The 26207-nt window shown below is 47.3% G+C and carries 16 protein-coding genes, 5 tRNA genes, 3 rRNA genes and 1 pseudogene; 6 read left to right on the plus strand and 19 right to left on the minus strand.

Annotated features, from left to right (window positions below; translation table 11 throughout):
* Positions 1 to 10 precede the first annotated feature (10 nt).
* Entirely contained in the window at positions 11 to 481 is a 471-nt protein-coding gene (locus AB0763_RS12725; protein ID WP_306102316.1) for an EVE domain-containing protein, read from the minus strand.
* Positions 482 to 517: 36 nt separating this feature from the next.
* Between AB0763_RS12725 and AB0763_RS12730 the strand changes: the two genes are divergently transcribed.
* A complete protein-coding gene (locus AB0763_RS12730; RefSeq protein WP_306102315.1) occupies positions 518 to 1267 on the plus strand; it encodes a hypothetical protein in 750 nt (249 codons plus the stop codon).
* Positions 1264 to 1812: a tRNA-uridine aminocarboxypropyltransferase gene (locus tag AB0763_RS12735; RefSeq protein ID WP_306102314.1), complete on the plus strand. Its 549-nt coding sequence runs from the start codon at positions 1264 to 1266 to the stop codon at positions 1810 to 1812. Before AB0763_RS12730 ends, AB0763_RS12735 begins: the two co-directional genes overlap by 4 nt.
* A gap of 39 nt (positions 1813 to 1851) precedes the next feature.
* Here the strand turns inward: AB0763_RS12735 and AB0763_RS12740 are convergent, their stop codons facing one another.
* The 8 genes from AB0763_RS12740 to AB0763_RS12775 form a co-directional block, all read right to left on the minus strand.
* Positions 1852 to 4338 (minus strand): EAL domain-containing protein, encoded by a 2487-nt coding sequence (locus AB0763_RS12740; RefSeq protein ID WP_306102313.1) that lies wholly within the window; start codon positions 4336 to 4338, stop codon positions 1852 to 1854.
* Between the two features lie 107 nt (positions 4339 to 4445).
* Entirely contained in the window at positions 4446 to 5159 is a 714-nt protein-coding gene (locus tag AB0763_RS12745) for an HAD-IA family hydrolase (protein ID WP_306102312.1), read from the minus strand.
* Positions 5159 to 6094: a tyrosine recombinase XerC gene (gene xerC / locus AB0763_RS12750; protein ID WP_306102311.1), complete on the minus strand. Its 936-nt coding sequence runs from the start codon at positions 6092 to 6094 to the stop codon at positions 5159 to 5161. The genes AB0763_RS12745 and xerC overlap by 1 nt, the downstream gene beginning before the upstream one ends.
* A complete protein-coding gene (locus tag AB0763_RS12755) occupies positions 6091 to 6789 on the minus strand; it encodes a DUF484 family protein (RefSeq protein WP_306102310.1) in 699 nt (232 codons plus the stop codon). Before AB0763_RS12755 ends, xerC begins: the two co-directional genes overlap by 4 nt.
* Positions 6783 to 7613, minus strand: a complete 831-nt coding sequence (gene dapF, locus AB0763_RS12760) for a diaminopimelate epimerase (RefSeq protein WP_306102309.1) — start codon at positions 7611 to 7613, stop codon at positions 6783 to 6785. The genes AB0763_RS12755 and dapF overlap by 7 nt, the downstream gene beginning before the upstream one ends.
* 11 nt (positions 7614 to 7624) lie before the next feature.
* Positions 7625 to 8878 (minus strand): diaminopimelate decarboxylase, encoded by a 1254-nt coding sequence (gene lysA, locus AB0763_RS12765; RefSeq protein WP_306102308.1) that lies wholly within the window; start codon positions 8876 to 8878, stop codon positions 7625 to 7627.
* Positions 8879 to 8915: 37 nt separating this feature from the next.
* A complete protein-coding gene (locus AB0763_RS12770; RefSeq protein ID WP_306102307.1) occupies positions 8916 to 9032 on the minus strand; it encodes a lipoprotein in 117 nt (38 codons plus the stop codon).
* Between the two features lie 183 nt (positions 9033 to 9215).
* Positions 9216 to 11735 (minus strand): class I adenylate cyclase, encoded by a 2520-nt coding sequence (locus AB0763_RS12775; protein WP_306102306.1) that lies wholly within the window; start codon positions 11733 to 11735, stop codon positions 9216 to 9218.
* A gap of 286 nt (positions 11736 to 12021) precedes the next feature.
* On the opposite strand from AB0763_RS12775, the gene hemC reads away from it, so the two are divergent.
* Genes hemC through AB0763_RS12795 form a run of 4 tightly spaced genes read left to right on the plus strand, consistent with a single transcriptional unit; the run spans position 12022 to position 16086 of the window.
* A complete protein-coding gene (hemC, locus tag AB0763_RS12780) occupies positions 12022 to 12960 on the plus strand; it encodes a hydroxymethylbilane synthase (protein WP_306102305.1) in 939 nt (312 codons plus the stop codon).
* Positions 12961 to 12963: 3 nt separating this feature from the next.
* Entirely contained in the window at positions 12964 to 13734 is a 771-nt protein-coding gene (locus AB0763_RS12785; RefSeq protein ID WP_306102304.1) for a uroporphyrinogen-III synthase, read from the plus strand.
* Entirely contained in the window at positions 13724 to 14905 is a 1182-nt protein-coding gene (locus AB0763_RS12790) for a uroporphyrinogen-III C-methyltransferase (RefSeq protein ID WP_306102303.1), read from the plus strand. The genes AB0763_RS12785 and AB0763_RS12790 overlap by 11 nt, the downstream gene beginning before the upstream one ends.
* Positions 14902 to 16086: a heme biosynthesis HemY N-terminal domain-containing protein gene (locus AB0763_RS12795; RefSeq protein ID WP_306102302.1), complete on the plus strand. Its 1185-nt coding sequence runs from the start codon at positions 14902 to 14904 to the stop codon at positions 16084 to 16086. Before AB0763_RS12790 ends, AB0763_RS12795 begins: the two co-directional genes overlap by 4 nt.
* Before the next feature lie 1433 nt (positions 16087 to 17519).
* Here AB0763_RS12795 and AB0763_RS12800 read toward each other — a convergent pair.
* The 10 genes and pseudogenes from AB0763_RS12800 to ubiD form a co-directional block, all read right to left on the minus strand.
* Positions 17520 to 17610: transfer RNA gene (locus tag AB0763_RS12800), tRNA-Ser, on the minus strand.
* A gap of 124 nt (positions 17611 to 17734) precedes the next feature.
* Positions 17735 to 17850 (minus strand): 5S ribosomal RNA (rrf, locus tag AB0763_RS12805).
* Positions 17851 to 18092: 242 nt separating this feature from the next.
* A 23S ribosomal RNA gene (locus tag AB0763_RS12810) occupies positions 18093 to 20983 on the minus strand.
* A 323-nt stretch (positions 20984 to 21306) separates the two neighbouring features.
* Positions 21307 to 21382, minus strand: a tRNA-Val gene (locus tag AB0763_RS12815).
* A gap of 10 nt (positions 21383 to 21392) precedes the next feature.
* Positions 21393 to 21468, minus strand: a tRNA-Ala gene (locus AB0763_RS12820).
* A gap of 9 nt (positions 21469 to 21477) precedes the next feature.
* Positions 21478 to 21553 (minus strand) — tRNA-Lys (locus AB0763_RS12825).
* 41 nt (positions 21554 to 21594) lie between these two features.
* A tRNA-Glu gene (locus tag AB0763_RS12830) sits at positions 21595 to 21670 on the minus strand.
* 89 nt (positions 21671 to 21759) lie between these two features.
* Positions 21760 to 23311: ribosomal RNA gene (locus AB0763_RS12835) — 16S ribosomal RNA — on the minus strand.
* The 16S, 23S and 5S rRNA genes sit together here with 5 tRNA genes alongside, the layout of an rRNA operon.
* 472 nt (positions 23312 to 23783) lie before the next feature.
* Positions 23784 to 24497, minus strand: a complete 714-nt coding sequence (gene fre / locus AB0763_RS12840; protein ID WP_306102400.1) for an NAD(P)H-flavin reductase — start codon at positions 24495 to 24497, stop codon at positions 23784 to 23786.
* A 127-nt stretch (positions 24498 to 24624) separates the two neighbouring features.
* Positions 24625 to 26088, minus strand: a pseudogene (gene ubiD / locus AB0763_RS12845) (4-hydroxy-3-polyprenylbenzoate decarboxylase); the annotation flags it as partial.
* Positions 26089 to 26207: the final 119 nt, after the last annotated feature.

Consider the following 26207-nt stretch of genomic DNA (forward strand, 5'->3'; position numbering starts at 1 on the left):
TTTGCCCCATTTACTGGCGGTATGATAAAGACTCGATCGACAAAATGTCTTGCCACTGGGCTGGGGTAACCGGCATGACGGATAAGCGGTTGCCTTTTTTCACTAATGGAAAATCCGCCAACGCGGGGCGAGTTTTGAGCGCGGCAAGAGGGATCAACCGTTCGGTCTTACGCACAAACTCGACATCGACCATAAACCAGCGCGGCTTTTCAACCGTCGCTTTGCTGTCGTAATAGTCACTGCCAAGGTCAAATTGAAAGTGATCTGGATACGCCTCTTTGACCACTTTGGCAATCCCCGCCACACCAATGTGTTTGCAAGAGGAGTGATAAATCATGACTTCATCACCGATTTTGACGCTGTCGCGCAACCAATTTCTCGCTTGATAGTTTCTCACGCCCTCCCAATGTGAGATACCTTGCACTCTTAAGGTATCAATTGAAAAAGTATCGGGTTCCGTTTTAAATAACCAATATGCCATCGTGATTCACTTTATTCATTGTCTTGGAAGGTCCATATGATAACGCGCAAGCTCAAGGGTTTCATTGTTTGTCTGTCGGTATTATTCGCCGCCTGCCAATCGCCCTCACAGCCAAGCCGCTCCTTCCCATCGGACTCGATTGCGCTGACAGGCGTGATTAGCCAAGGGGGACATCAGTATTACTTTTCACCTTGTGATAGTCATCAACAGTGGCTCCTCGAACTCCCAACCTCGCATTGGCAAAGCCATTTTCGCTCACCACAAGCTCAGCCAGGGGCGTTTTATGTGCAGGGCCACTTAAAAGCAAGCTCAGTCGTGAGTCAAAGTGATATTACCTTGGTCGCAACGCAGCTAACTCCTATACACTCGACCGCAAGTCCATCAATGCCTTGCCACGCCTCAACGCGCTTCCGATCAAAAGACGAACCACTCGTCGGCCACTACCAAACCCAGCTCAAACAGGGGGAACACACCTACATCACCTTAGCGCTGCGCGCCGATCACAGCGCTCAAGAGCAGTACTTTCACGTCGACTCTGAGCGCCCTTCAACAGAACAAACCGACACTCACCCCTCTTTTATCTTGCACAACCGTGGTTTTTGGCAACGACTATCAGCAAATAAGGTTGAAGTTGTCATGACATTAATACAAGATCAACGCGCTGTATTGCGCCGGGTCTACCACACTCACAATGGCGTTTTAACCACTCAGACTGAGTCCATAAATCATCAAGAGTTCGCGATTCACCCTGCGCTTATTTTTTACCCCACACGAGAACCGCAATGATTAATACGCCAACGTCTAGCGCCCCTCACTGGCCGTTTCTCACATTCTTATTGATCCATGAGAATGAACACCAACGGCCAACCAATACCGGACAATTTTGGCATCAATGCGTGCCGCAAAGTTCGATGGCGATATGGCAAAGAAAGCAAATCCCGCTCAACTTAGCACAATACCTAAAACGGCCAGACCTTCAACCTGTGGTGGTCTACCCGACAGAACAAGCCCTTAGTGAAACACAATGGTTTTCTACACAGCGAGACCCAAACCTAACGCCATTGTATATTTTGCTCGATGGCACGTGGCAAGAAGCCAAAAAGATCCACAATCGCAGCACTTGGTTGGCCCATTTACCGCGATTGAGCTTATCGGATTTACCGTCGAGTGACTTTCGGTTAAGACGCAACCAACAAGAGGGGCACTTATGCACCTTTGAAGTGGGCATGGAGCTCGCGGTTAAACACGGTATTGATACCACCGCACTCAAACAGAGTTTTGACCGCTACCAGCACGATTATTTAACCCGCAACATGAATGGCAGCGCCTAGTGCTTCACATCTCGACCAGGCAAGTCGCCAGTCAATGAGTTACTTAAGAGGGCTTGGTGCATCGATATAATAACCTTGAATGTAATCGACGCCCATCGCTTCTACCCGCTGGCAAACATCTTGATTGTGAACAAATTCGGCAACGGTTTTCGCGTTAAATACCTGACAGAGACGAATCAACTGTTCGACAATTTTACATTGCTTGGCATCTTTATCTATGGTGCGGACCAAAGAGCCATCGAGCTTAATAATCTCTGGCTCTAATTTGATTATCTCATCAATGTTGGAATAACCCGAGCCAAAATCATCGACGATAATACGCGCGCCCAAGCGGCGGAAATGCCCGCACACTTCGAGCATCCGTCCGTAGTTGTGAATTTGCTCTGACTCCACGACTTCAATGCCCACGCGATGAGGATTGTCGAGTTGTTGGATGGCCGCTTCAAGGTGATAAAGGTTTTGATTGCTCAGTAAATCTTGAGCCGATAAATTAATGGTGAAGTTTTCTTGCCGTTGCCCCATGTGTTCGAAGGTATAATTGATCATTTGACGGCTCAAGCGAGTGTACAAATGGGTATCTTGAATCATAGGCAAAAACTGACCCGGGCTGATCACACTGCCATCGCTTTCTAAAATACGAACCAGGCATTCTAGCGAGAATAATTCATGGCTGTTGGCGTGAACAATGGGCTGACAATAAGCCATCACCTTGTGTTGTAAGATCGCTTGTGTCACCTTATCAAACCACACTAAACGCTGTTTTCGCGCAGTATCATTCTCTTCGATGTCTTTTGCGTTACAAAAAAGAAGGTTATTTTTGCTGGCCACCTTGCGAGCTTCAATGGCCCTCAATAGCAAAGCGTCAGGTGATAAGTCAGGGTAATCACACAGGCGAATTAAACCACTGCAAATCGATACGGACAAATAATCGATCGAACTCAAACCGGGTAAACGAAAATTGTGTTGCTCAATTTGGTCTGCAAACTCCATAAACGCCTGTTTACAGCTCGACATATCGCTGCGAGAGCGGAACACATACCCCCATTCGCCAATCCCAATACTGTACAAGTGACTGTCACTTTCCTGACCGATGTGTTTGCGCAAATGCGCAGCGAGATACAGCGAGATTTCTCTCAACAACTGATCTCCGACAGAATAGCCATATTTATCATTGATTTGACTAAAGTTTTGCAACTTAATCGTCATCAGTTGCTCGTCAGCTCTCATCACGGGCAAGTGCTGTTGTAAGGCTGTGCGATTGGGTAAACCGGTTCGTGAATCAATGCGAGTATTGTGTTCGAGCTTTTGGGCCTGTTTGTTGATTTGGTACTCTAGATGCAGCGATTGACGTTTCACATCATCTAGCGCATTGCGTACCAAGTGAAATAGCGGCGACATTGAGCTACTCGCTGGCTTGATCGGTTTCTTAATGTCGGTGACGTCAAAAGACTCACGCAAGGCAATGTAAGTCAAGCTGTGGTGATGAATACGATTGCCGCTGCCATCGTTGAACAGCTCTCCATTAGTGTAGCTACCATACGCTTGCGCCACACCGTTAAACGATCTTACTTCTTGTGAGCCATCTAAAAAGTCGAGCCTTGATATACAATTGTAGACCCAAATACTTTCCGGTTGACGAAGCGCGAGATCTTCCACGCCTTGGGCCAACTGCTCAAGCGTGAGAGAGGGGTGATTAAAACAAAACTGCACGTATTGATCTTGCTCTAGTGGCGCTTCCAGCAACACACTGCCATCATCAAACACTTGCGCGATACGCAGGTAACGATCTTGCCCGTCTTGGGTGTGATAAAGGGGAAAGTTCGCCAGGGTTTGCCAATCAACATGAGCACCATCGCTAAGATATTGACGATACACATCATAAGCCGGACGATAATTGAGCTGGTACACTCGGTTGCCTTCCGCTTTTGTGACTTGCATCGGCAGACCAATCGGGTTCCATTCCGAGTGAAGTTGCGTCCACACCTTAAGTGGTTGACTCACGAGCCCTATTAATACGCTGCTTTGTAAATACACTTGGTCTTGTGCAATGACATAGGCGTGTTCGCTGTTGTTAGGCAGGGCAAGGCCGCCAGACACTGAGCCAAAGGTATTGAGGCCGTGCAAGAAAAGATCGTATTGATAATGGTTTTGAGTGGTAAAGCAGACGATGGCCTTCAGATCGGCCACCCCTTGAAATGCTTGCTGTGCAACGGACGATTCACGTTGATAATCACTACTGTGGTGAACAACAACCGGTACATAGCACACCGAATCAAAAAAACTCATCACAATCAACGTGCCCTCATTTACCAACTGATTACCATCAATCAATTGTCGAGTACTGTGGCCGATTAACTGCGCGTCGGGGAAGCGTTCTAATAGTAAACGTGTATAAGGAAAAACCTCAGCCGCTGTTTGAGTAGAGAAAATTTGAATAAACGGTGAGGAATGCTCAATGTGCTCGATTTCTGCCAGGCATTCCACCAATTGATCACTGCACTCCACCAAAAAGGAACTCGTATCCATTAACTCGATGCACCCTATATGATTGTTGTCGCCAAGAATAATCTACAATCAAACACGATAAAATACCAAGTAAGTCAAGAATCTAGAGCTTTATAATGAGATAATGGTTACAAAAGCCAGTGTAATTGATGGATATCATCTATCTCAATATCGGCCAAAATGCGTACGCTTCGACTGAGATCACGTCCACAACCGGAGCGATTGAGCCAGCAGGTTTGCATGCCAAACTGCCGCGCCCCTAAGATATCTTTCTCACGGTGATCGCCAACGTGTAAAATTTGCTCGGCAGGAACATTCAGCGCCTGCTGGGCAAGGTGAAACAGCGCAGGAGCCGGTTTGGCTGGCCCATCGGGGCCGGCGCGCAACACGCGTTGGAAATACGGCGCAAGACCAATGGCCTCGACATCGACATTCCCATTCGTAATAGCCACCAATGGCCAACGCTGCGCCAAAGCCGCTAACAGTTGATGGGTTGGCTCGTCCACCGAAAATCGACTGCGCCAATAGAGCGCCATCTCCACCCCTTGCGCCGCGAGTTGATCGCCATTGGCCACACCCAAACGCGCAAACCCCCACTTGTATTGCTCTAAGCGCCACCGTGTGACGTCATCAGACAAACTGGCATCACGCGCCAACACTTGGCGCTTAAATTCTTGCCATTGCTGTGGTTGATACTCAAGACCGATGGCACTTAAACGTTGTTGAAACCAAGCCGCGACTTGCTTTTCGAGTTGTTCGATAACCGGTGCGTTGTCATACAAGGTATCATCAAGATCAAAGGTCAAAGCCGCTATTGGGCCAATCGAACGGTAGAATCGCATCAGTTTTCATCCTTTTTGGGCTTTTTTTTACGCGCTCGTGGGTGAGCCTCATCATACGCCGTCGCTAAGTGTTGAAAATCCAAATGCGTATAGATTTGGGTGGTCGAGATATTCTCATGACCGAGCAACTCTTGTACTGCCCTGAGATTATTACTTGACTCGAGCATATGTGTGGCAAAAGAGTGACGCAACTTATGCGGGGTAATATGACTGGCGACCGACTGTTTTTGTCCCCATTCAGCCATGCGCTTTTGCACACTGCGCGGCGAAATTCGACGACCTAATTTGGACACAAACAAAGCGCTTTCATCAGCATTGGCCAATTGGCTTCTCACCTTCATCCAATTGGCGACCCATTGTTGTGCCATGCCCGCAAATGGCACCTGTCGCTCTTTGTCCCCTTTACCGATAACCCGTAATTCACCTTGACGCAAACGGACATCTCGAACATCAATAGAGATCAGCTCCGCCAAGCGCAAGCCGGATCCATACATCAACTCCATCATCGCGCGGTCACGGATAGAAAGCGGATCATCTTCATTGACCTCGAGCAACTGGTTCATTTCATCAACATCGAGATTTTTCGGCAAGGGCCGTTGTTTACGAGGCGCTGAGACACCGCGAGCCGGGTTCGCTTCTAACTCACCACGCAAAATCAAAAAATCAAAGAAACTGCGCAAACTCGACAAACGAGTAGACAGAGAACTGGCTTTCATGCCATCCCTCATGCCCTTCCCTGCCAATTGACGAACCCAACCGGCATCCACCTCTTGCCAACGCAATACGCCCAAGCTTTGCAGTTGCTCCGCCACGGTCTGCAGTTGCTGCTTATAGTTTCTTTGCGTATGTAAGCTTAACCCTTTCTCACTGCGCAAAAACTCGTAAAACTTCAGCAACGGGCGTTGAAGTGAATCGGCAATCACCACCTCGCTCATCGACGGGATTCCATTGGCAATGACACGCAGAGTAAATGGCTTACTAAGCCGGCGAGTTGGTCCAGAAATAGCGTATCCATCTCTGGCTCGAAATGACCGCCATCCTCACTAGAAAAGGCCAAAATACCCAAGGTTTGCTCTTGGTAGCGCAGCGGTAACACCACATAGGAACCTAGCTCTGGAGCCGACTGTTTTCCAAATAAGCCTTCGCGGTCTTTATTGCGCAAACGGCCAAGATAAGCACTTTTGCCGTTGAGGTGCTGTTTGGCAAAGCGCTTAAAGCCATCACGCGATAACAGAGAAGACGTTTTGTCGTGGTCAAATAGCTGTAAATATGACTGGAGTCCTAGGTGATTGGCCAATGCGTGCAGTTGGGCTTCTACCTCGTCAAGTGAGCGACATTCGAGCAACCTTGTCTGCAACGACATAAACTGATAAAACGTTTTATCGTTGTTCGACGCGACGTCTCGCAAGCGTTCGATCTCAGCCTCTAAATCGAGGATTTTTTGTCGCTGGCGCCGTTGTTGTAACTGGCCAAGAGAAAAGACCCCTTCACCGGTGACCTCAATGTCGATTTGGTCAACGATATCGGGATGCTTAAGAAAAAACTCTGGGTGACGGAGCAAGTATTGAGCAACTTGCTCAGACGATAAAGGCGACGCATCGAAAAGGCTTTTTTCTTGCGACTCTAACATGACACTTGCCCATCGTAGATATGCGTGGCAGGTCCGGTCATATAAAGCGGTTTACCTGGCCCTTGCCATTGAATTTTAAGCTCACCACCGGGCAAGGATACCGAGACACTGTGGTCCAACAAACCCTGTACAATGCCGACCGCCACCGCACCGCAAGCCCCACTACCACAGGCTTGTGTTTCACCTGCACCGCGTTCGTATACTCGCAGTCGAATCGATTGGCGACTCACGACTTGCATGAACCCCGCATTAACTCGTTCAGGAAAACGTTCGTGTGACTCCAACAAAGGACCTAGGTGCTCGACGTCAGCCTGGTCTATATCCTCAACAACCGTCACCACATGCGGATTGCCCATGCTCACCGCACCGCAAAATAAGGTGTGTTCATCCACTCGTAAGATGTAGGTTTTTTCTTGCTGCTTCGCTTTAAAAGGAATTTTATTGGGTAAAAATTCCGGTACGCCCATATTCACTCTGACTAAATCGTTATCTTCAATGTTCAGTACCATCTTGCCTTTCTTGGTGCTCACATTGATGCTGTACTTATTGGTCAGCCCTTTCATGCGAACAAAACGCGCAAAACAGCGCGCGCCATTGCCACATTGTTCGACCTCACTGCCATCGGCATTAAAGATACGGTAGTGAAAGTCCGTTTCGGGATCATAAGGGGCTTCAACCACCAGCAATTGGTCAAAACCGATACCAGTATGTCGATCCGCCAAGCGGCGGATCAGATCTTGCGAAAAAAACACGTTTTGAGTAACGCAATCAACAACCATAAAGTCATTACCCAAGCCGTGCATTTTAGAAAAGTGAAAATGCATAAACGTCTTCTTTACTCCGGTAGCACTTGCTCTAGTTCCCATAGTCGCTGCAGTTCTTCACGTTGGCGGACGACATAAGACTTGTCGCCATCAACCATGATTTCAGCGGCTCGAGTACGAGTGTTGTAATTGGAAGACATCACGAAACCATAGGCACCCGCCGAACGCACAGCCAATAAATCTCCGTCTTCGAGTACCAGTTGGCGATCTTTACCAATAAAGTCACCGGTTTCACAAATTGGACCTACCAAGTCGTACCGATTGCCTTCTCCCTCACGAGGCGAGACCGGCACAATGTTTTGCCATGCTTGATACAGGGCGGGACGCATCAAATCGTTCATCGCAGCATCGACAATGGCAAAGTTTTTATGTTCAGTGTGCTTTAAAAACGCCACGCGTGTCAGCAATACGCCCGCATTCGCGGCAATGGCTCGACCCGGCTCAAAGATCAGCTCAAGGTCTTGGTGCTGATGAAGGCGCTCGAGTAATGCGGTTGCGTATTGCGCGGGCTGCGGCGGTTGCTCTTGATGGTAAACCACCCCTAAGCCACCACCGACATCAAGATGACGAATGTTGACACCCTGTGCCTTCAAGTTGTCAATTAACGTTAACAAGCGATCCGTCGCATCGATAAAGGGCGCTAGGTCGGTTAATTGCGAGCCAATATGGCAATCGATACCGACAATATTCAAATGCTCAAGGCTCTGAGCAAATTGATACACTTGCGGCGCGCGATCAAAGGCAATACCAAACTTATTGTCGCGTAAACCAGTTGAAATATAAGGGTGCGTTTTAGCATCAACATCAGGGTTAATACGCAGTGAAATCGGCGCTTTAACGCCCATTTCAGCAGCCACTTGATTTAAGCACTCCAGTTCCGGCTCAGACTCAACGTTAAAACATTTAATCCCTAGCTCTAACGCGCGTTTCATTTCTTGACGGGTTTTACCCACACCAGAGAACACGACTTTTTTCGCATCGCCACCGGCGGCAATCACACGCTCTAGCTCACCACCTGAAACAATATCAAAGCCTGAACCAAGTCGTGCGAGAACATTCAATACACCGAGGTTAGAGTTCGCTTTAACTGCATAACAAACCAGATGAGGATGTGAACCAGCCGCTTTATCAAACGCATTCCAGTGGCGTTCTAGTGTCGCTCTTGAATACACATACAAAGGCGTGCCATGTTGCTGAGCAAGATGCTCTAAGGAGACTTGTTCTGCCCACAACTGGCCGTCTTCCTGATAATTAAAATAATCCAAAATTCACTTCCCTTAATTTAACAACTGGAATTAATCATTATTGAGTTTGTTCGTTTTGCTGTTGATGATCTGGTAGGTAAAGATCGCCAGTTTGCCCACAACCTGTAAGCGCGGTAATCGTTAGCATCAGCATCAAGGTCAAGACTTTTTTCATGGTCTGAATCGCGTTTGTTGAACAATGCTCCCTATAATCGCACCACAGTACAGAAAAGCAATAGGGGAAGGAAATGAAGAGAAAGGAAATTTGAACAATTAAGACCATTTCGTCAAAATGAACCGACGTGGTTCACCCGAGTTCGGTTCATTTGACGTGACAACCCTTGGGCTGTCACTTGGGTTACTGATTTACCGCAGCTGACTCGGGCCTGGCACCCGTCCGATAAGGAATAACGTGTGCTTGCACGCCTTGATGGATGATCTGGTAGTACTGCGGTAAATTAAAATTAATAAACTGAGCAGAGACTTGGTGTTCATCTTTAATGGTGGTGTAGAAGTTATTGACATTGGCAATCATGTCATCTTTAGAGCCCGTAAATTGGTGATAGGCCTCCACCCGATTCGTTTCGTCGAGAATGTAAATATTAAAGCCGTCATCGGTGTCTTCAAAAAAGAACTGCACGAGGCCTTCACTGGCGTAGCAATCGACGACGTCTGGTAATTCGTAGGCCTGCTCTTTGTCTAGCATCATTAAAGGTGAACCTTTGAGCTTACTGCTAGAAATAGAGCGATAGAAGTCGACCGAATTCTCCAGTGTTTCCACCATAACGCCACGTCGTTCAAAAAACAGCCCAAAGGTTTTATCAGCCAGACGCATGGCTTTAAATCGTCGACGCTGACCAGGTTCGATCGGTTTTAAACGCAAATCAATACATTCTGCGAGCAATTGATAAACCATGTTGCGCATCACACCGCGTAGATTTTTGCTGTAGCAAAAGACATCGATAGACTCGGGGGGAATGGCGTCCTGATGCATCTTACCCAGTAGAGCTTTTAGGGCGTCAATCATCGCCGTTGTGCCTTTAAAGCTCATCGTTCTCACTTCTTGCCAAGAGTTGCGATAAACTAAATCAACACTGCCCACTAAATTTTGCTGTGGTTGCCCAAAACTGAAAATATTGACCTGTTTAAGATCGATTTTTAGATCTTTTCCGCTCAGTTGCGCCGTTGGATCGTGCTCAAAATTAATGAACATGGCCAATTGGTTAATTTCACAAGGACTCCCTAGTGCTTCCATACTCGGCCTTCTCTTCTTCAAAGAGAACGTATTGCGCAAGTCTCCAACCATTTGATAAAGCTTATCAATATCGAGGTCAGCACCTTTGACTTTGGTGTGTACCCGCGTGGACTCCGTCAATAAACCATTGAAAAATGACCACGCCACAAGCTTACTTAAGTGATCGTGCTGCTCTAAAGGTCGCGCACCAATGAATTTTTGCGGATGAAGAGGGGCTTTAAACAAATACCAACCGGCGCGATTAACACCGCCCTCACCCACTTGAATCAAACTCAAGTCTTGTTCGTGTAAATCCGGTGAAATTTGCGCGTTAAGCAGGGTGACTTTACTCGGTAGTACTTCAAAGGCGGCATACAACTTACGAGCTAAAATACTAATATCTTGCGGGCTGATTGCCGAGGTAATGTTGTTGCGGCGCGCAAAACTGATCAGGTTGCGATAGCTTTTCATTAATGCGCTCAGCAATTCAACGTGCACTTTTTGCACTTGTTCGACTTTCCAGTAACGACGATTGTCAAGCTCTTGCAACGTCGCCAGCGGCCATTGCCACTGTTTGACCATGTCTTGTAGTGATTGTCGACGCCATGGCACGGACTCGCGACCCGCATCACGAGACAATTTTTCGTGTGTTTTAAGATAAAAGCAACGGCGAACGAGATCCAAGCGTTGATAATCTTGAATTTGAGTTAAGTATCGAGTGACTTTAACCAGCATGAGATAGTAGGCATCCATCCCATACAAATCAGGCTCATCGGCAAAAAAGCGACGTTTGGTATCAACGCTCAATAATTGAGTGAAGGGGTATTCCCACGAATAAGCTTCAAGCAAGATAGCTTTGAGCACCGATTTGTAAGGCGAATCAATACTCTTGTACAACTGCCACAGGCTAGAACCAAAATACTCTTGCGCAGGGATCGAATACAATGGACCAAAATCGAGCCACTGATCCATATCCAATGCCCCCGAATCAGCTAGGTAGGCGACGTAATCGTCGTAGCACTCTTCCATTTCGGGTGGGATGATCAACCACAGTAAGCGCTGACCGGCCAACCGAACGGCTGAACGGTAAAACTCGTCAAGCAATAACAAATGCTGGGAAGACCCGCAGTTATCACCCGTCATTTCATCAGATTGCTGGCACTTAAAGCGATCAGCATCCATAACGAAAAAACTTGCCTCAACGCCTTGTCGCAATGCCCACTGGCTGATCAAGCGACATTTTTCTGTTAGACGCTGACGTTCCTCTTTGGACATCGAGGGCGACACACACACCCAAACATCGAGGTCGCTGGACAAGCTTTGTCCTATCGACGAGGTACTGCCCATAGTATATAGGGCCAAGATTTGATGTGACTCGGGCGTTTGGTCAATAAGAGGCAGGTAATGAAGCCCTTGGACTTCCATCGCTTTTTCATGCTCTGGCTGCAGGGTAAAATCACGCACGCCATGCGGTGTTGGCTCAAGTTGAAACCCCGGTAAATCCGGATGATGGAAGTGGAATAAAGCGGGTAGTAATTGATAAACGTATCGGCAAGCGTCATCCATCAAAGCCAACGAACGTTCTTGACGCTGCTGGTTAAGAGTATCGAGTCTCTTGGTGATGGTTTCAATAAACGCTTGCAAATGACAATCCTTAACTCATTATGATCATTAGAATTGATCGTTAACATTGCTCAGAGATTAATCTCTTTGCAATCAAAAACGTGATCAATCTAACATTTGGGGCTAAATTGGTAAAGAAATAACCCACATAAAAAGAAAAATATGTTAGCGGTCAAAATTTATTAAGCCGAATATTATTCTTTATTTTAACCCGATAGCTGAAAAATGGACGGCTGGATATTGGGTAGTAACATAGTTTTACACCATTATGTTAGGATGAATGAACACTTTTTCACTAGAGGATATCATGAGTAAATCTGACTCAACGATTCGAATTGCAACCCGCAAAAGTCCACTGGCACTTTGGCAAGCCAATTTTGTTAAGCATGCCCTAGAGACTCACCACCCTGGCTTACAGGTTGAGCTTGTGACTATGGTGACCAAAGGCGATATTATCCTTGATACACCGCTGGCAAAAGTCGGAGGAAAAGGGCTCTTTGTCAAAGAACTCGAAGTCGCAATGCTTGAGGGCAGAGCAGATCTTGCGGTTCACTCTATGAAAGATGTACCGGTCGATTTTCCTGAAGGGCTTGGTCTTGTGACTATCTGCCAACGAGCCGATCCAACCGATGCTTTTGTCTCCAATCACTACGATAACATCGATCAACTGCCCCAAGGCGCCATTGTGGGTACCTGTAGTCTGCGTCGACAATGCCAAATTAAAGAACGTCGCCCTGACCTGATTATCAAGGAACTAAGAGGGAACGTCGGCACTCGTTTGAGCAAGTTAGACCGGGGTGAATACGACGCCATTATTCTTGCTACCGCAGGATTAAAACGCCTCGACCTTGGTGAACGCATTCGCAGTGAGTTGCCTCCCGAAATTTCACTGCCCGCGGTCGGACAAGGAGCCGTCGGCATAGAATGCCGCCTCGATGACGAACGTTTAATCAAACTTCTAAGCCCTCTTAACGACCAAGACACGGCAGACCGAGTATTATGTGAACGAGCCATGAATCTCACTTTAGAAGGCGGCTGCCAAGTCCCAATCGGCAGTTACGCTGAGTTGCAAGACGACCAATTGTGGTTGCGGGCTTTAGTGGGTGAACCCGATGGCAGTCGAATCGTACGCGGTGAAATCAAAGGCGCGCGAGAAGATGCAGAGCAACTGGGTGTCACCTTGGCAAAAGAGTTGCTTTCTCAGGGCGCTGACACCATTTTGAGTAAGTTATACCAAGAGCAGTAATTGATGACAGTATTGGTGACACGCCCAGATGAAAGCGGCCAAGCATTAACTCAATCGCTTATCGGGCAAGGTATACCCGCGCTTCATCACGCGTTGATAACCTTTGCTGAGGGGCGGGATTTAGCCTATTTGTGGCCGTCATTAAATCAATGTGACATCGCTATCGCCATCAGCCCTAATGCAGTGCGATTTTGTCATCAATACTTACACCGGCAGGGTTTAAATTGGCCTAAATCTCCTCGATATCTTGCCATTGGTCAAAAAACTGCACACGATTTAAGCAAAGTGACCCAACAATACGTACACTATCCTAGTGTCTCTGATAGTGAGCATTTCCTGTTATTACCAGAACTCACTCAAGAGCAGGTCGCCAATAAACGCATTACGATACTAAGAGCTAACAGTGGTCGTGATTTGCTCAAGCAACAATTGATTCGCCGAGGAGCTCAAGTAAACTACTTAACGGCTTATCAAAAAATGGCCACGACTTGGTCGGCTGAGCAACAACGAGATATCTGGAAAAAACATAAGGTCGACACCATTATACTCACCAGTGGGGAGCAAATAGAATTGTTCTGTCAGCCCATCACGGCGATTGACCCAAAGTGGCTCTCTCAATGCACTGCGGTCGTTCCCAGTGAAAGACTGGTGGATTTTGCCAACCAATGGCCCTGGCAAAAAATTTATTGCAGTAATGGTGCATCCAACCAACAAATATTACGAACGATTACTCAGTTCGGTTTTAATGATTGTGAGAATATGTATGACGAATGACAAAAAAAACAGTACGGATAACAAGCCTTCGCAGCCATTGAATAAGGCAGAGAATGATTCTCAAACCGAGAGCACGTCAACTCATTCCGCTGAAACACATACGCCAGTTCAACCTGAGCCTCAGGAAAATAAAAAGCCAAAACCATCTGGCAAAAAGAAATGGGCGTTGTTAATCATTGTTGTTGCGCTTTTACTCGGAGCGTTTAATTACTACCTCTATTTGTGTATCAAAAACAGCCAGACACAACAACTCGACACGCTTGAGCAAAAGTTCGCGCAACAAAAACAGCAACTTTCTAGCCAGCTACAACAAAAAGAACAACAGTGGCAGCAACAAATCGAACAACAAAATACACTTATAAAGCAACAAGACAACAGCATTGAAAGCTTGCAGAAGGCGCTGGCTGATGTACAGGGCAGAAGACCCAATGATTGGTTGTTGTCTGAAGCCGATTACTTGGTCAAACTCGCCAGCCGTAAATTGTTTTTAGAGCACGATCCTGTCACCGCAACAGAGTTAGTCGAAAGTGCGGATCAGCGTATCGCTTCCCTGAACGACCCAAGTTTGGTGCCACTACGACGTTTAATGGCAACCGACATCACTCGCCTTAAAAGTATTCCGATCATTGACCACGATGGGTTAATTTTAAAACTCATGTCTTTGCAGCAACAAGTGGATCTCTTACCACTGGCCAACGCTATTTTGCCGCCAGCAGAAGAACAAGCCAAAGACCAAATGACAGACAGCATTGACAATTGGCAGCATAACTTAAGAACCTCTCTGAAGGACTTTGCTGACAACTTTATTACTTTCCGTACTCGCGATGGCAGTGCGACACCGTTATTGTCACCAGAACAACACTTTTATTTACGGGAAAATATCCAGGCCAAAATTGAAACCGCCATCCATTCCGTCAACGATGAAAGTGGCGATATTTATCAATCGGCACTAGAGACGGTGGTCAAATGGTCAACACAGTATTTTAACCAAACTTCACCTGTTGTTGTTGCCTTCCAAAAAGACATTTCGGAACTGGCTAATAAAGACATTACCACCAACTACCCTGATGAAATTGTCTCAGCGCCTAAGCTTGAAGATACCATTCGTCAACGCATCCGCAGAGCAGTCACGCCTGTTTCTGCCTTGCCCAATAAGGAGATCTCTCAATGATAAAACTGATCATCCTTTTTGTCTTGCTGGGCTTTGGCCTTTTTGCTGGAACTCAGTACTCTGGAGAACAAGGCTACGTGCTGATTTCAATCGCCAACACCACGACTGAAATGAGCTTTACCACCTTTACACTTCTCATCGTGTTCACCTTGCTGGCTATTTTCGCCATTGACTTTCTGATTAAAAGAACCTGGCGTTTCGGTTTTAATACTTTTAATTGGTTTTCGCTGCGTAAAGTGCGTCACTCGCGCCGTTTGGCCAATGAAGGGATCGTCCATTTACTCGAAGGAGATTGGAAAAAGGCCGAGAAAAAAGTCACTCGCTGGGCGAAACACCACGATGTGCCTTTTTTGTGTTACTTGATCGCCGCGGAAGCCGCGCAATCAAGAGGCGATATTGAGCAAAGAGATTACTACCTGACACTCGCTAATGACCAAAATGGCTCTACGCTGGCCATCGAACTGACCAAAGCAAAACAATGGGTAAAAAACAAAGAATATCAACAAGCAATTCTATTACTTAAGCAGTTGAAAACAGATTACCCTGATAACGCGATTGTCTTAACGCAACTAAAAGAATGCTACGCCGCCACGCAAGACTGGGCATCTTTACACCAGTTGCTGCCCAAAATGAAAAAGCTTCAACTCATTTCGGATCAGGAGTATCAAGCGTTAATGGCAAAATGCCAAACATTGCCGATGATGACGCTCGCTGACCAAAAAGATTATCAAGGCTTAGCTCACTTTTGGGTTGAGCTGCCAAGAAAGGCCAAACACGATCTGCAAGTGAACAAGGTTTACATTGAGTCTCTGATTGAGCTTGGCAAGCACGAAGATGCTTTGCGACAGCTAAGACCAATTTGTAAGTCGAGCTCTCTTGATTGGCCATTCCAAAAATTGGCACAGTTACATGAAAGGCTTGATGACCAAGTGTTTGCCATTTTGAAACAAACCTTGAATAAAATGCCAACGCACGCAGAAGCGGCAAGTGCACTGGGTCACCGCTTGATGGCTAAACAGGATTGGAGCAATGCTCAACAAGCATTAGAGCAAGCTTTACAGCAACGTGCCTCCATCCAAGATTACGCCAGTTTAGCCCAGTGCTTAGAACATCAAGACATGCCAAAAGCAGCTCACGATGTCACACAGCGCGCCTTGCTCATCGCTCAGGAAAGTGCCTAGCTTCAAGCGCCCTGTCATCCCTTATCCATGCCTTCCTTGTGAAGGCATTTTTTTACGCTTAAAAGTTTAGGACAGTGGCAAGATCGCTGTCTTGCACTGTGTTAAGCGAAGCAATCTGTTTTACACTGTGTCACACTCTATTTCAGCGAAGCGTCTTTGAATACAACATACAGGGGTCAGAGCTTCGCCACCCAATGCGAACGGATATGATCGAGTTTCTTTAAAGCTGCTGACCCCCTACCGAGCACGCGGTAAAGCCCAAAATCAAAAACGCCCACTGCTGAGTTAACATAGCGTGACTAGTATTTGGATCATGGCAACCTAAAAGCCTATAAAAAAGTAGCAAGATCGCTTCGCTCCAAGTCACAAGATCACTTCGTTCCAAGTAAAAAACCTAAGACTAAAACAGTAAAAGACAGTGTGAAACAGTATAAAACAGTGTAGGACAGTCTCTGCACATAACCTGTCTTTCACTGTGTTAAGCGAAGCGGACTGTGTAAAACTGTCATTGACTGTGTCACACTGATTTTACCTTGCCACTTGAGCGCAGCGTCCTTGAAGTGAAACGATCTTGTAGCGCAGCGATCTGTCTTTCACTGTGGTTCACGAAAGTGATGGGTTACTGAGAAAAACGAGTGGGAAGAAATCACCCTGGGGTCGGATTCGCGGGATCGCAGCACTCACCCTATGCGCCTAACTGTTGTGGATCCGACCCCTATGACTCGAAAACGTACTTTGGCAAAGAACAAAGACTGACCTCAACCATTACCGTACATGATGACAATCAACACCAACAACACCAAAAGTCATTCTCTGCCTATTGGGTTCATCACTTCCAGGGGTCGGATCCGCATAATACCGAGTGCGCTGTCAGTCAGTCTATTTCGCAAATCCGACCCCGTTTAAGTTAGGTAAAACCAAAATATAAGACAGTATAAAACAGTGAAACACAGTAAAGGTCACTGTCTTTCACTGTGTCACACTCTATTTCAGCGAAGCGTCTTTGAATACAACATACAGGGGTCAGAGCTTCTCTACCCCCCCCTCACTGATATGATCGAGCTTCTTCAAAGCTGCTGACCCCGTACCGATCACGCGGTAAAGCCCAAAATCAAAAACGCCCACTGCTGAGTTAACATAGCGTGAATAGCATTTGGATCATGGCAACCCAAAAGCCTATAAAAAAGTAGCAAGATAAAGACTAAAACAGTAAAAGACAGTATAAAACAGTGTAGGACAGTCTCAGCACATGACCTGTATTACACTGTGTTAAGCGAAGCGGACTGTTTCAGACTGTCATTGACTGTGTCACACTGCTCTTACCTTGCCACTTGAGCGAAGCGTCCTTGAAGTGAAACGATCTTGCAGCGCAGCGATCTTGTTTTACAAACACAAAAAAAGCCTGACTCAAATGAGTCAGGCTTTTTGAATAGTGGCGGAGAGATAGGGATTTGAACCCTAGAACCGCTATTAACGGTTGCCGGTTTTCAAGACCGGTGCTTTCGACCACTCAGCCATCTCTCCACAAATTGTTCACAGTCTAAAGTCTTATCTTACGCGCTTTAGCTTGTGTTTGTTTTCGATTTAGTAAAATAAGAAGACAATTTTTGCCTTTAGATTTTTCTAAAAATCTGAAAACTAAATAGCAGCCTGGCGATGTCCTACTCTCACATGGGGAAGCCCCACACTACCATCGGCGCAATTTTGTTTCACTTCTGAGTTCGGCATGGAGTCAGGTGGGTCCAAAATGCTATGGTCGCCAAGCAAAATTTTGTCTGGTTTCTTCCGCTGGCTATAAAGCCCGCTAGCGGTGTTAATTTGCTCTCTCGCTCAGTCATTTATAAAACATAAACTCCTTCGCTCGTTCACAAATTGCCTTGCTATCGAACTTTATCCCGGCGCTACCTATGTAGCGAGGAAGAATCCAAATAATCTGGAAAGCTGTTTGTGTTCTCGACACAATCAAGTTTCTTTATCGAGTCCGATAAAAACCCTTTAGGTGTTGTATGGTTAAGTCTCACGGGCAATTAGTACAGGTTAGCTCAACGCCTCACAACGCTTACACACCCTGCCTATCAACGTTCTAGTCTCGAACAACCCTTTAGGACGCTTAAAGCGCCAGGGAGAACTCATCTCAAGGCTCGCTTCCCGCTTAGATGCTTTCAGCGGTTATCGATTCCGAACTTAGCTACCGGGCAATGCGTCTGGCGACACAACCCGAACACCAGAGGTTCGTCCACTCCGGTCCTCTCGTACTAGGAGCAGCCCCTTTCAATTCTCCAACGCCCACGGCAGATAGGGACCGAACTGTCTCACGACGTTCTAAACCCAGCTCGCGTACCACTTTAAATGGCGAACAGCCATACCCTTGGGACCGACTTCAGCCCCAGGATGTGATGAGCCGACATCGAGGTGCCAAACACCGCCGTCGATATGAACTCTTGGGCGGTATCAGCCTGTTATCCCCGGAGTACCTTTTATCCGTTGAGCGATGGCCCTTCCATTCAGAACCACCGGATCACTATGACCTGCTTTCGCACCTGCTCGAACCGTCATTCTCGCAGTTAAGCGGGCTTATGCCATTGCACTAACCTCACGATGTCCAACCGTGATTAGCCCACCTTCGTGCTCCTCCGTTACACTTTGGGAGGAGACCGCCCCAGTCAAACTACCCACCAGGCACTGTCCTCACCCCAGATAATGGGGCTAAGTTAGAACATCAACACTACAAGGGTGGTATTTCAAGGATGGCTCCACATGAACTGGCGCCCATGCATCAAAGCCTCCCACCTATCCTACACATGTAGGGTCAATGTTCAGTGCCAAGCTGTAGTAAAGGTTCACGGGGTCTTTCCGTCTAGCCGCGGGTACACTGCATCTTCACAGCGATTTCAATTTCACTGAGTCTCGGGTGGAGACAGCGTGGCCATCATTACGCCATTCGTGCAGGTCGGAACTTACCCGACAAGGAATTTCGCTACCTTAGGACCGTTATAGTTACGGCCGCCGTTTACCGGGGCTTCGATCAAGAGCGTCGACCTAAGTCTAACCCCATCAATTAACCTTCCGGCACCGGGCAGGCGTCACACCGTATACGTCATCTTACGATTTTGCACAGTGCTGTGTTTTTAATAAACAGTTGCAGCCACCTGGTATCTGCGACTCCTAATAGCTCCATCCGCAAGGGACTTCACCGTCAAGAGCGTACCTTCTCCCGAAGTTACGGTACCATTTTGCCTAGTTCCTTCACCCGAGTTCTCTCAAGCGCCTTGGTATTCTCTACCCGACCACCTGTGTCGGTTTGGGGTACGATTGCTTATAATCTGAAGCTTAGAGGCTTTTCCTGGAAGCATGGCATCAATGACTTCATCACCGTAGTGACTCGACGTCGTGTCTCGGCCTAACAAGGAACCGGATTTACCTAATTCCTTAGCCTACGCACTTGAACCTGGACAACCATCGCCAGGCCCACCTAGCCTTCTCCGTCCCCCCATCGCAATTATAAGCAGTACGGGAATATTAACCCGTTTCCCATCGACTACGCTTTTCAGCCTCGCCTTAGGGGTCGACTTACCCTGCCCCGATTAACGTTGGACAGGAACCCTTGGTCTTCCGGCGTGGGGGTTTTTCACCCCCATTATCGTTACTCATGTCAGCATTCGCACTTCTGATACCTCCAGCAAGCTTTACAACTCACCTTCAACGGCTTACAGAACGCTCCCCTACCCAATACAGTAAACTGTATTGCCGCAGCTTCGGTTTATAGCTTAGCCCCGTTACATCTTCCGCGCAGGCCGACTCGACTAGTGAGCTATTACGCTTTCTTTAAATGATGGCTGCTTCTAAGCCAACATCCTAGCTGTCTAAGCCTTCCCACATCGTTTCCCACTTAGCTATAATTTGGGACCTTAGCTGGCGGTCTGGGTTGTTTCCCTCTCCACGACGGACGTTAGCACCCGCCGTGTGTCTCCCGGATAGTACTTACTGGTATTCGGAGTTTGCAAAGGGTTGGTAAGTCGGGATGACCCCCTAGCCTTAACAGTGCTCTACCCCCAGTAGTATTCGTCCGAGGCGCTACCTAAATAGCTTTCGGGGAGAACCAGCTATCTCCAGGTTTGATTGGCCTTTCACCCCTAGCCACAAGTCATCCGCTAATTTTTCAACATTAGTCGGTTCGGTCCTCCAATTGATGTTACTCAATCTTCAACCTGCCCATGGCTAGATCACCTGGTTTCGGGTCTATATCCAGAGACTGAGCGCCCAGTTAAGACTCGGTTTCCCTACGGCTCCCCTAAACGGTTAACCTTGCCACTGAATATAAGTCGCTGACCCATTATACAAAAGGTACGCAGTCACAGGACAAAGCCTGCTCCTACTGCTTGTACGTACACGGTTTCAGGTTCTATTTCACTCCCCTCACAGGGGTTCTTTTCGCCTTTCCCTCACGGTACTGGTTCACTATCGGTCAGTCAGGAGTATTTAGCCTTGGAGGATGGTCCCCCCATGTTCAGACAGGATATCACGTGTCCCGCCTTACTCGATTTCACTGAATATGCGCTGTCGGTTACGGGGCTATCACCCTGTATCGCGTGCCTTTCCAGACACTTCACCTGACGCATAAAAAGCTTAAGGGCTAATCCGGTTTCGCTCGCCGCTACTTCCAGAATCTCGGTTGATTTCTTTTCCTCGGGGTACTTAGATGTTTCAGTTCCCCCGGTTCGCCTCATTGTGCTATGAATTCACACAATGATAACTGCTTATGCAGCTGGGTTTCCCCATTCGGAAATCGTAGACTCAAGTGGCTCTTACTGCCTTATCTACGCTTATCGCAAGTTAGTACGTCCTTCATCGCCTCTGACTGCCAAGGCATCCACCGTGTACGCTTAGTCACTTAACCATACAACCCAAAAGAGTCTTTTGAGTTGATGTGCTTTACAAGTAAAGCGGTTAGTCACCAAGGTGTGTTCGTGTTTTTATACATGTCACGAACTCGATATTGCCGGACTCAATTTTGAAAACATATTGCTATGCTTTCCCAAGAACACTTGATTGTGTGTTGGTTATCTCTTAAAGAGATAATTGAGAACTTTTACAAACAATCTCAAAGAGATTGTTTTGTCAGCTTTCCAAATTGTTAAAGAGCATGATTGTCTTTCTAATGAAAGAGAAACCATTTTTAAACACACTCATTTCTACTCATAGTAGTAATGCGCTTAAAGATGGTGGGCGATACCGGGCTCGAACCAGTGACCCCCTGCTTGTAAGGCAGGTGCTCTCCCAACTGAGCTAATCGCCCATGTTCAAGATGGTGGAGCTATGCGGGATCGAACCGCAGACCTCCTGCGTGCAAGGCAGGCGCTCTCCCAGCTGAGCTATAGCCCCATCTTGAAATGGTGGGTCGTGCAGGATTCGAACCTGCGACCAATTGATTAAAAGTCAACTGCTCTACCAACTGAGCTAACGACCCAACTTTTCTTGTTTACCGCCTTGTGGCCATAAACAGTAAAGTGGTATCCCGTAGGGGAGTCGAACCCCTGTTACCGCCGTGAAAGGGCGGTGTCCTAGGCCTCTAGACGAACGGGACACTATTCGAAACATATGGGAATGTTTCTTTGAACTCTTTTTAAACTCTATCAATCTGTGTGGACACGCATCGAAAGATAATCTTTCGTATAAGGAGGTGATCCAGCCCCAGGTTCCCCTAGGGCTACCTTGTTACGACTTCACCCCAGTCATGAACCACAAAGTGGTGAGCGTCCCCCCGAAGGTTAAACTACCCACTTCTTTTGCAGCCCACTCCCATGGTGTGACGGGCGGTGTGTACAAGGCCCGGGAACGTATTCACCGTGGCATTCTGATCCACGATTACTAGCGATTCCGACTTCATGGAGTCGAGTTGCAGACTCCAATCCGGACTACGACGCACTTTTTGGGATTCGCTCACTTTCGCAAGTTGGCAACCCTCTGTATGCGCCATTGTAGCACGTGTGTAGCCCTACTCGTAAGGGCCATGATGACTTGACGTCGTCCCCACCTTCCTCCGGTTTATCACCGGCAGTCTCCCTGGAGTTCCCACCCAAAGTGCTGGCAAACAAGGATAAGGGTTGCGCTCGTTGCGGGACTTAACCCAACATTTCACAACACGAGCTGACGACAGCCATGCAGCACCTGTCTCATAGTTCCCGAAGGCACCAAAGCATCTCTGCTAAGTTCTATGGATGTCAAGAGTAGGTAAGGTTCTTCGCGTTGCATCGAATTAAACCACATGCTCCACCGCTTGTGCGGGCCCCCGTCAATTCATTTGAGTTTTAATCTTGCGACCGTACTCCCCAGGCGGTCTACTTAACGCGTTAGCTCCGAAAGCCACGGCTCAAGGCCACAACCTCCAAGTAGACATCGTTTACAGCGTGGACTACCAGGGTATCTAATCCTGTTTGCTCCCCACGCTTTCGCATCTGAGTGTCAGTATCTGTCCAGGGGGCCGCCTTCGCCACCGGTATTCCTTCAGATCTCTACGCATTTCACCGCTACACCTGAAATTCTACCCCCCTCTACAGTACTCTAGCCTGCCAGTTTCAAATGCTATTCCGAGGTTGAGCCCCGGGCTTTCACATCTGACTTAACAAACCACCTGCATGCGCTTTACGCCCAGTAATTCCGATTAACGCTCGCACCCTCCGTATTACCGCGGCTGCTGGCACGGAGTTAGCCGGTGCTTCTTCTGCAGCTAACGTCAAAGAACTAGGCTATTAACCTAATCCCCTTCCTCACTGCTGAAAGTACTTTACAACCCGAAGGCCTTCTTCATACACGCGGCATGGCTGCATCAGGCTTGCGCCCATTGTGCAATATTCCCCACTGCTGCCTCCCGTAGGAGTCTGGACCGTGTCTCAGTTCCAGTGTGGCTGATCATCCTCTCAGACCAGCTAGGGATCGTTGCCTTGGTGAGCCATTACCTCACCAACTAGCTAATCCCACCTGGGCATATCCTGACGCGAGAGGCCCGAAGGTCCCCCTCTTTACTCCGAAGAGATTATGCGGTATTAGCCATCGTTTCCAATGGTTATCCCCCACATCAGGGCAATTTCCCAGGCGTTACTCACCCGTCCGCCGCTCGACGCCGTTATCGTCCCCCGAAGGTTCAGATAACTCGTTTCCGCTCGACTTGCATGTGTTAGGCCTGCCGCCAGCGTTCAATCTGAGCCATGATCAAACTCTTCAATTAAAGTTTTTGTGCTCTTTCGAGCGGCTCAATGAATACTGATTACATTCTTTATTCGTTGCCGAATAAGGACTGTGAATTGACTGTGCCAAGTCTTTCGACTCGTTTGGTCACTCAGTTCATTGAAACCAATGTGATTCCTAAGAATCTATTGATTATCATCAACGAGTGCCCACACAGATTGATAGTGTTTAAATTGTTAAAGAGCTTTGCTTCAAGGCTTTCCCTCGAAGTGGACGGCTATTTTAGCGATTTAAGTTTCTGTGTCAAACACTTTTTTGAAACTTTTTATCGAAAGAGTGAATCACTCTTTGCCGTCTTACTGATAAAGCATTTAAGCATCTCGCTTTGCCGTGTCAGTGGGTGCGCATTATAGGGAGTGAAGATTTTGATGCAAGCCTTTTTTAGCAAATAAATAAAAAAAACGCCTAATCGGCGTTTTTTAACTCAAGATGGCCAAAATAGAAGCTAAACTTTAAATAAATGCGTAAGCATCAGCAAACATTCTGTCTATTTTTGCCGCTTTTTGTTCTGTAAATTGACTTCTGGCTGCACCCGCCATCTCAAAACGGCCGGCAATATAAATATCCATTTTTTCTAATGATTCAAAATCCTGCGCCACGGCTTCAAGCACATTACCGACATGGCCTTGCCAATCATCGGTCGCGATCTCAACAACGGGCTTGAACTGAACATTATCGTATTGAGCAGACAAGTCGGTCAGCGCTTTATACTGATAAAGCTGTTCTCTGTTTCTCCCGCCCCAATAAAGATAAATAGGGTTCGGCAATTGTTGTTCAATACAGTAATCTAAAATAGAGCGCACATAACTAAAGCCCGTACCACCGGCAATTAACAACACTCCGCGATCCTCAGATGGCGTCTGAAAACCAGCTTTACCGTGTGGTACATCAATGGTAATCACACCATCGTTAGCGTGCGCATGTCGAATCTGCTCAACCACTTCAAAAGCATAACTGCTGTGCTCGGCCGCACCGATGTGCAGTTCCAGCTCACCCGATGACTGAGGACTATTGGCAATAGAGAATGGGCGCTTATCCTTATCTCCCATAACGACCATGAGATATTGCCCAGCCACAAACTCAATGTGTTCACTTGGCTTAAGTACGATATGGTAAGTATTGCTGGCTAATGGTGATATCGATTTTACTTTACACTCTATTGTCATGTCTTCCTTCTTAACTCACTTTGATGAGTTGGTATTCAATGCGCTAGAGAGGGGATCTCTCCCTCTCCTAGCTCGAAACTGGACTGGCGTTGTGGGGTACTTCCTAGCCCATACTTAAATGCTTTTAAACAATGTTTAATTCATCCCACATTGCATCAACTTTTGCAACCAACTCAGGGTCTTTTACAATGGGTCTTCCCCACTCTCTCGCGGTTTCGCCTTGCCACTTATTGGTCGCATCAAGGCCCATTTTTGAACCAAGGCCCACGACAGGAGAAGCAAAGTCTAGCGAATCTATCGGCGTATTCTCAACCATGACCGTATCACGTGCCGGATCCATTCGTGTGGTGATTGCCCATATAACGTCATTCCAATCACGTGCATTGACATCATCGTCGCACACAATCACAAATTTGGTGTACATGAACTGTCGTAAAAACGACCATACCCCCATCATGACTCGCTTAGCATGGCCTGGGTATTGTTTTTTCATTGTGACCACCGCCATGCGATAGGAGCACCCTTCCGGTGGGAGGTAAAAGTCAACGATTTCTGGAAATTGCTTTTGAATAATAGGCACAAATACCTCATTCAAAGCTTCGCCTAACACGGCTGGCTCATCAGGTGGGCGCCCGGTATAGGTACTGTGATAAATAGGCTTTTTACGCATGGTGATATGCGTGATGGTGAAAACACGATGCTGTTCCACTTCATTATAATAGCCGGTATGGTCGCCATAAGGACCTTCTTCCGCCATTTCTTCTGGATCGATATACCCTTCAAGGACAATTTCGGCACTGGCAGGAATCTCGAGATCATTGCTGATTGACTTCACCACTTCCGTTTTACTGCCTCTCAGTAAACCGGCAAACGCATACTCAGATAAGCTGTCAGGAACGGGGGTGACGGCGCCAAGTATGGTAGCAGGATCCGCGCCAAACGCCACTGAAACAGGGAAAGGTTGCCCTGGGTGTGTATTAACCCAATCTTGTAGGTCAAGAGCGCCGCCTCGATGCGCCAACCAACGCATAATGACTTTGTTTTTAGATAACTTTTGTTGGCGGTAAATCCCGAGATTTTGTCTTTTCTTGTTCGGGCCTTTGGTCACCGTCAGCCCCCAGGTCAGCAAAGGAGCCACATCGCCTGGCCAGCAGCTCATCACCGGTATTTTATCTAAATCGACTTCATCACCACTCCAGACGATCTCTTGGCAAGGCGCTCGACGCAGCTTTTTGACCGGCATGTTTAACACTTTTTTAAACACCGGCAGCTTATCTACAGCATCTTTAAAACCCTGAGGGGGCTCTGGCTCTTTCAAATACGCGAGTAACTTACCGACATCTCGCAGCGCTGACACACTCTCTTGCCCCATGCCGATGGCAACGCGCTCAGGCGTACCAAACAAGTTGGTCAACACGGGCATATCGTAACCGACAGGGTTTTCGAATAATAAAGCTGGGCCACCTGCTCTCAAGGTTCTATCACTGATCTCTGTCATTTCATAATGTGGGTCGACAGGGTGTGTAATACGCTTGAGAAGGCCCTTTTCTTCTAACTGCTCGATAAAATCACGTAAGTTTTTAAAACTCATAGCTCTGTATATCTAGATTGACATATCGGCAGTATAACAAAACAAACCGTCCGCGCTGTTGTTTTTCTCGTCAAAACAAGGAAGAAAAGGCACCTAGCAGCATGGGTTTTCCAGCGAGA

Source organism: Vibrio sp. HB236076, assembly GCF_040957575.1.
Taxonomy (GTDB): domain Bacteria; phylum Pseudomonadota; class Gammaproteobacteria; order Enterobacterales; family Vibrionaceae; genus Vibrio.

What these genes read in the sequence shown, in the direction of transcription:
- AB0763_RS12725 (WP_306102316.1), bottom strand. Translation starts at nt 481, where the DNA reads ATGGCATATTGGTTATTTAAAACGGAACCCGATACTTTTTCAATTGAT.
- AB0763_RS12730 (WP_306102315.1), top strand. Translation starts at nt 518, where the DNA reads ATGATAACGCGCAAGCTCAAGGGTTTCATTGTTTGTCTGTCGGTATTA.
- AB0763_RS12735 (WP_306102314.1), top strand. Translation starts at nt 1,264, where the DNA reads ATGATTAATACGCCAACGTCTAGCGCCCCTCACTGGCCGTTTCTCACA.
- AB0763_RS12740 (WP_306102313.1), bottom strand. Translation starts at nt 4,338, where the DNA reads ATGGATACGAGTTCCTTTTTGGTGGAGTGCAGTGATCAATTGGTGGAA.
- AB0763_RS12745 (WP_306102312.1), bottom strand. Translation starts at nt 5,159, where the DNA reads ATGCGATTCTACCGTTCGATTGGCCCAATAGCGGCTTTGACCTTTGAT.
- xerC (WP_306102311.1), bottom strand. Translation starts at nt 6,094, where the DNA reads ATGAGCGAGGTGGTGATTGCCGATTCACTTCAACGCCCGTTGCTGAAG.
- AB0763_RS12755 (WP_306102310.1), bottom strand. Translation starts at nt 6,789, where the DNA reads ATGTTAGAGTCGCAAGAAAAAAGCCTTTTCGATGCGTCGCCTTTATCG.
- dapF (WP_306102309.1), bottom strand. Translation starts at nt 7,613, where the DNA reads ATGCATTTTCACTTTTCTAAAATGCACGGCTTGGGTAATGACTTTATG.
- AB0763_RS12770 (WP_306102307.1), bottom strand. Translation starts at nt 9,032, where the DNA reads ATGAAAAAAGTCTTGACCTTGATGCTGATGCTAACGATTACCGCGCTT.
- hemC (WP_306102305.1), top strand. Translation starts at nt 12,022, where the DNA reads ATGAGTAAATCTGACTCAACGATTCGAATTGCAACCCGCAAAAGTCCA.
- AB0763_RS12785 (WP_306102304.1), top strand. Translation starts at nt 12,964, where the DNA reads ATGACAGTATTGGTGACACGCCCAGATGAAAGCGGCCAAGCATTAACT.
- AB0763_RS12790 (WP_306102303.1), top strand. Translation starts at nt 13,724, where the DNA reads ATGACGAATGACAAAAAAAACAGTACGGATAACAAGCCTTCGCAGCCA.
- AB0763_RS12795 (WP_306102302.1), top strand. Translation starts at nt 14,902, where the DNA reads ATGATAAAACTGATCATCCTTTTTGTCTTGCTGGGCTTTGGCCTTTTT.
- fre (WP_306102400.1), bottom strand. Translation starts at nt 24,497, where the DNA reads ATGACAATAGAGTGTAAAGTAAAATCGATATCACCATTAGCCAGCAAT.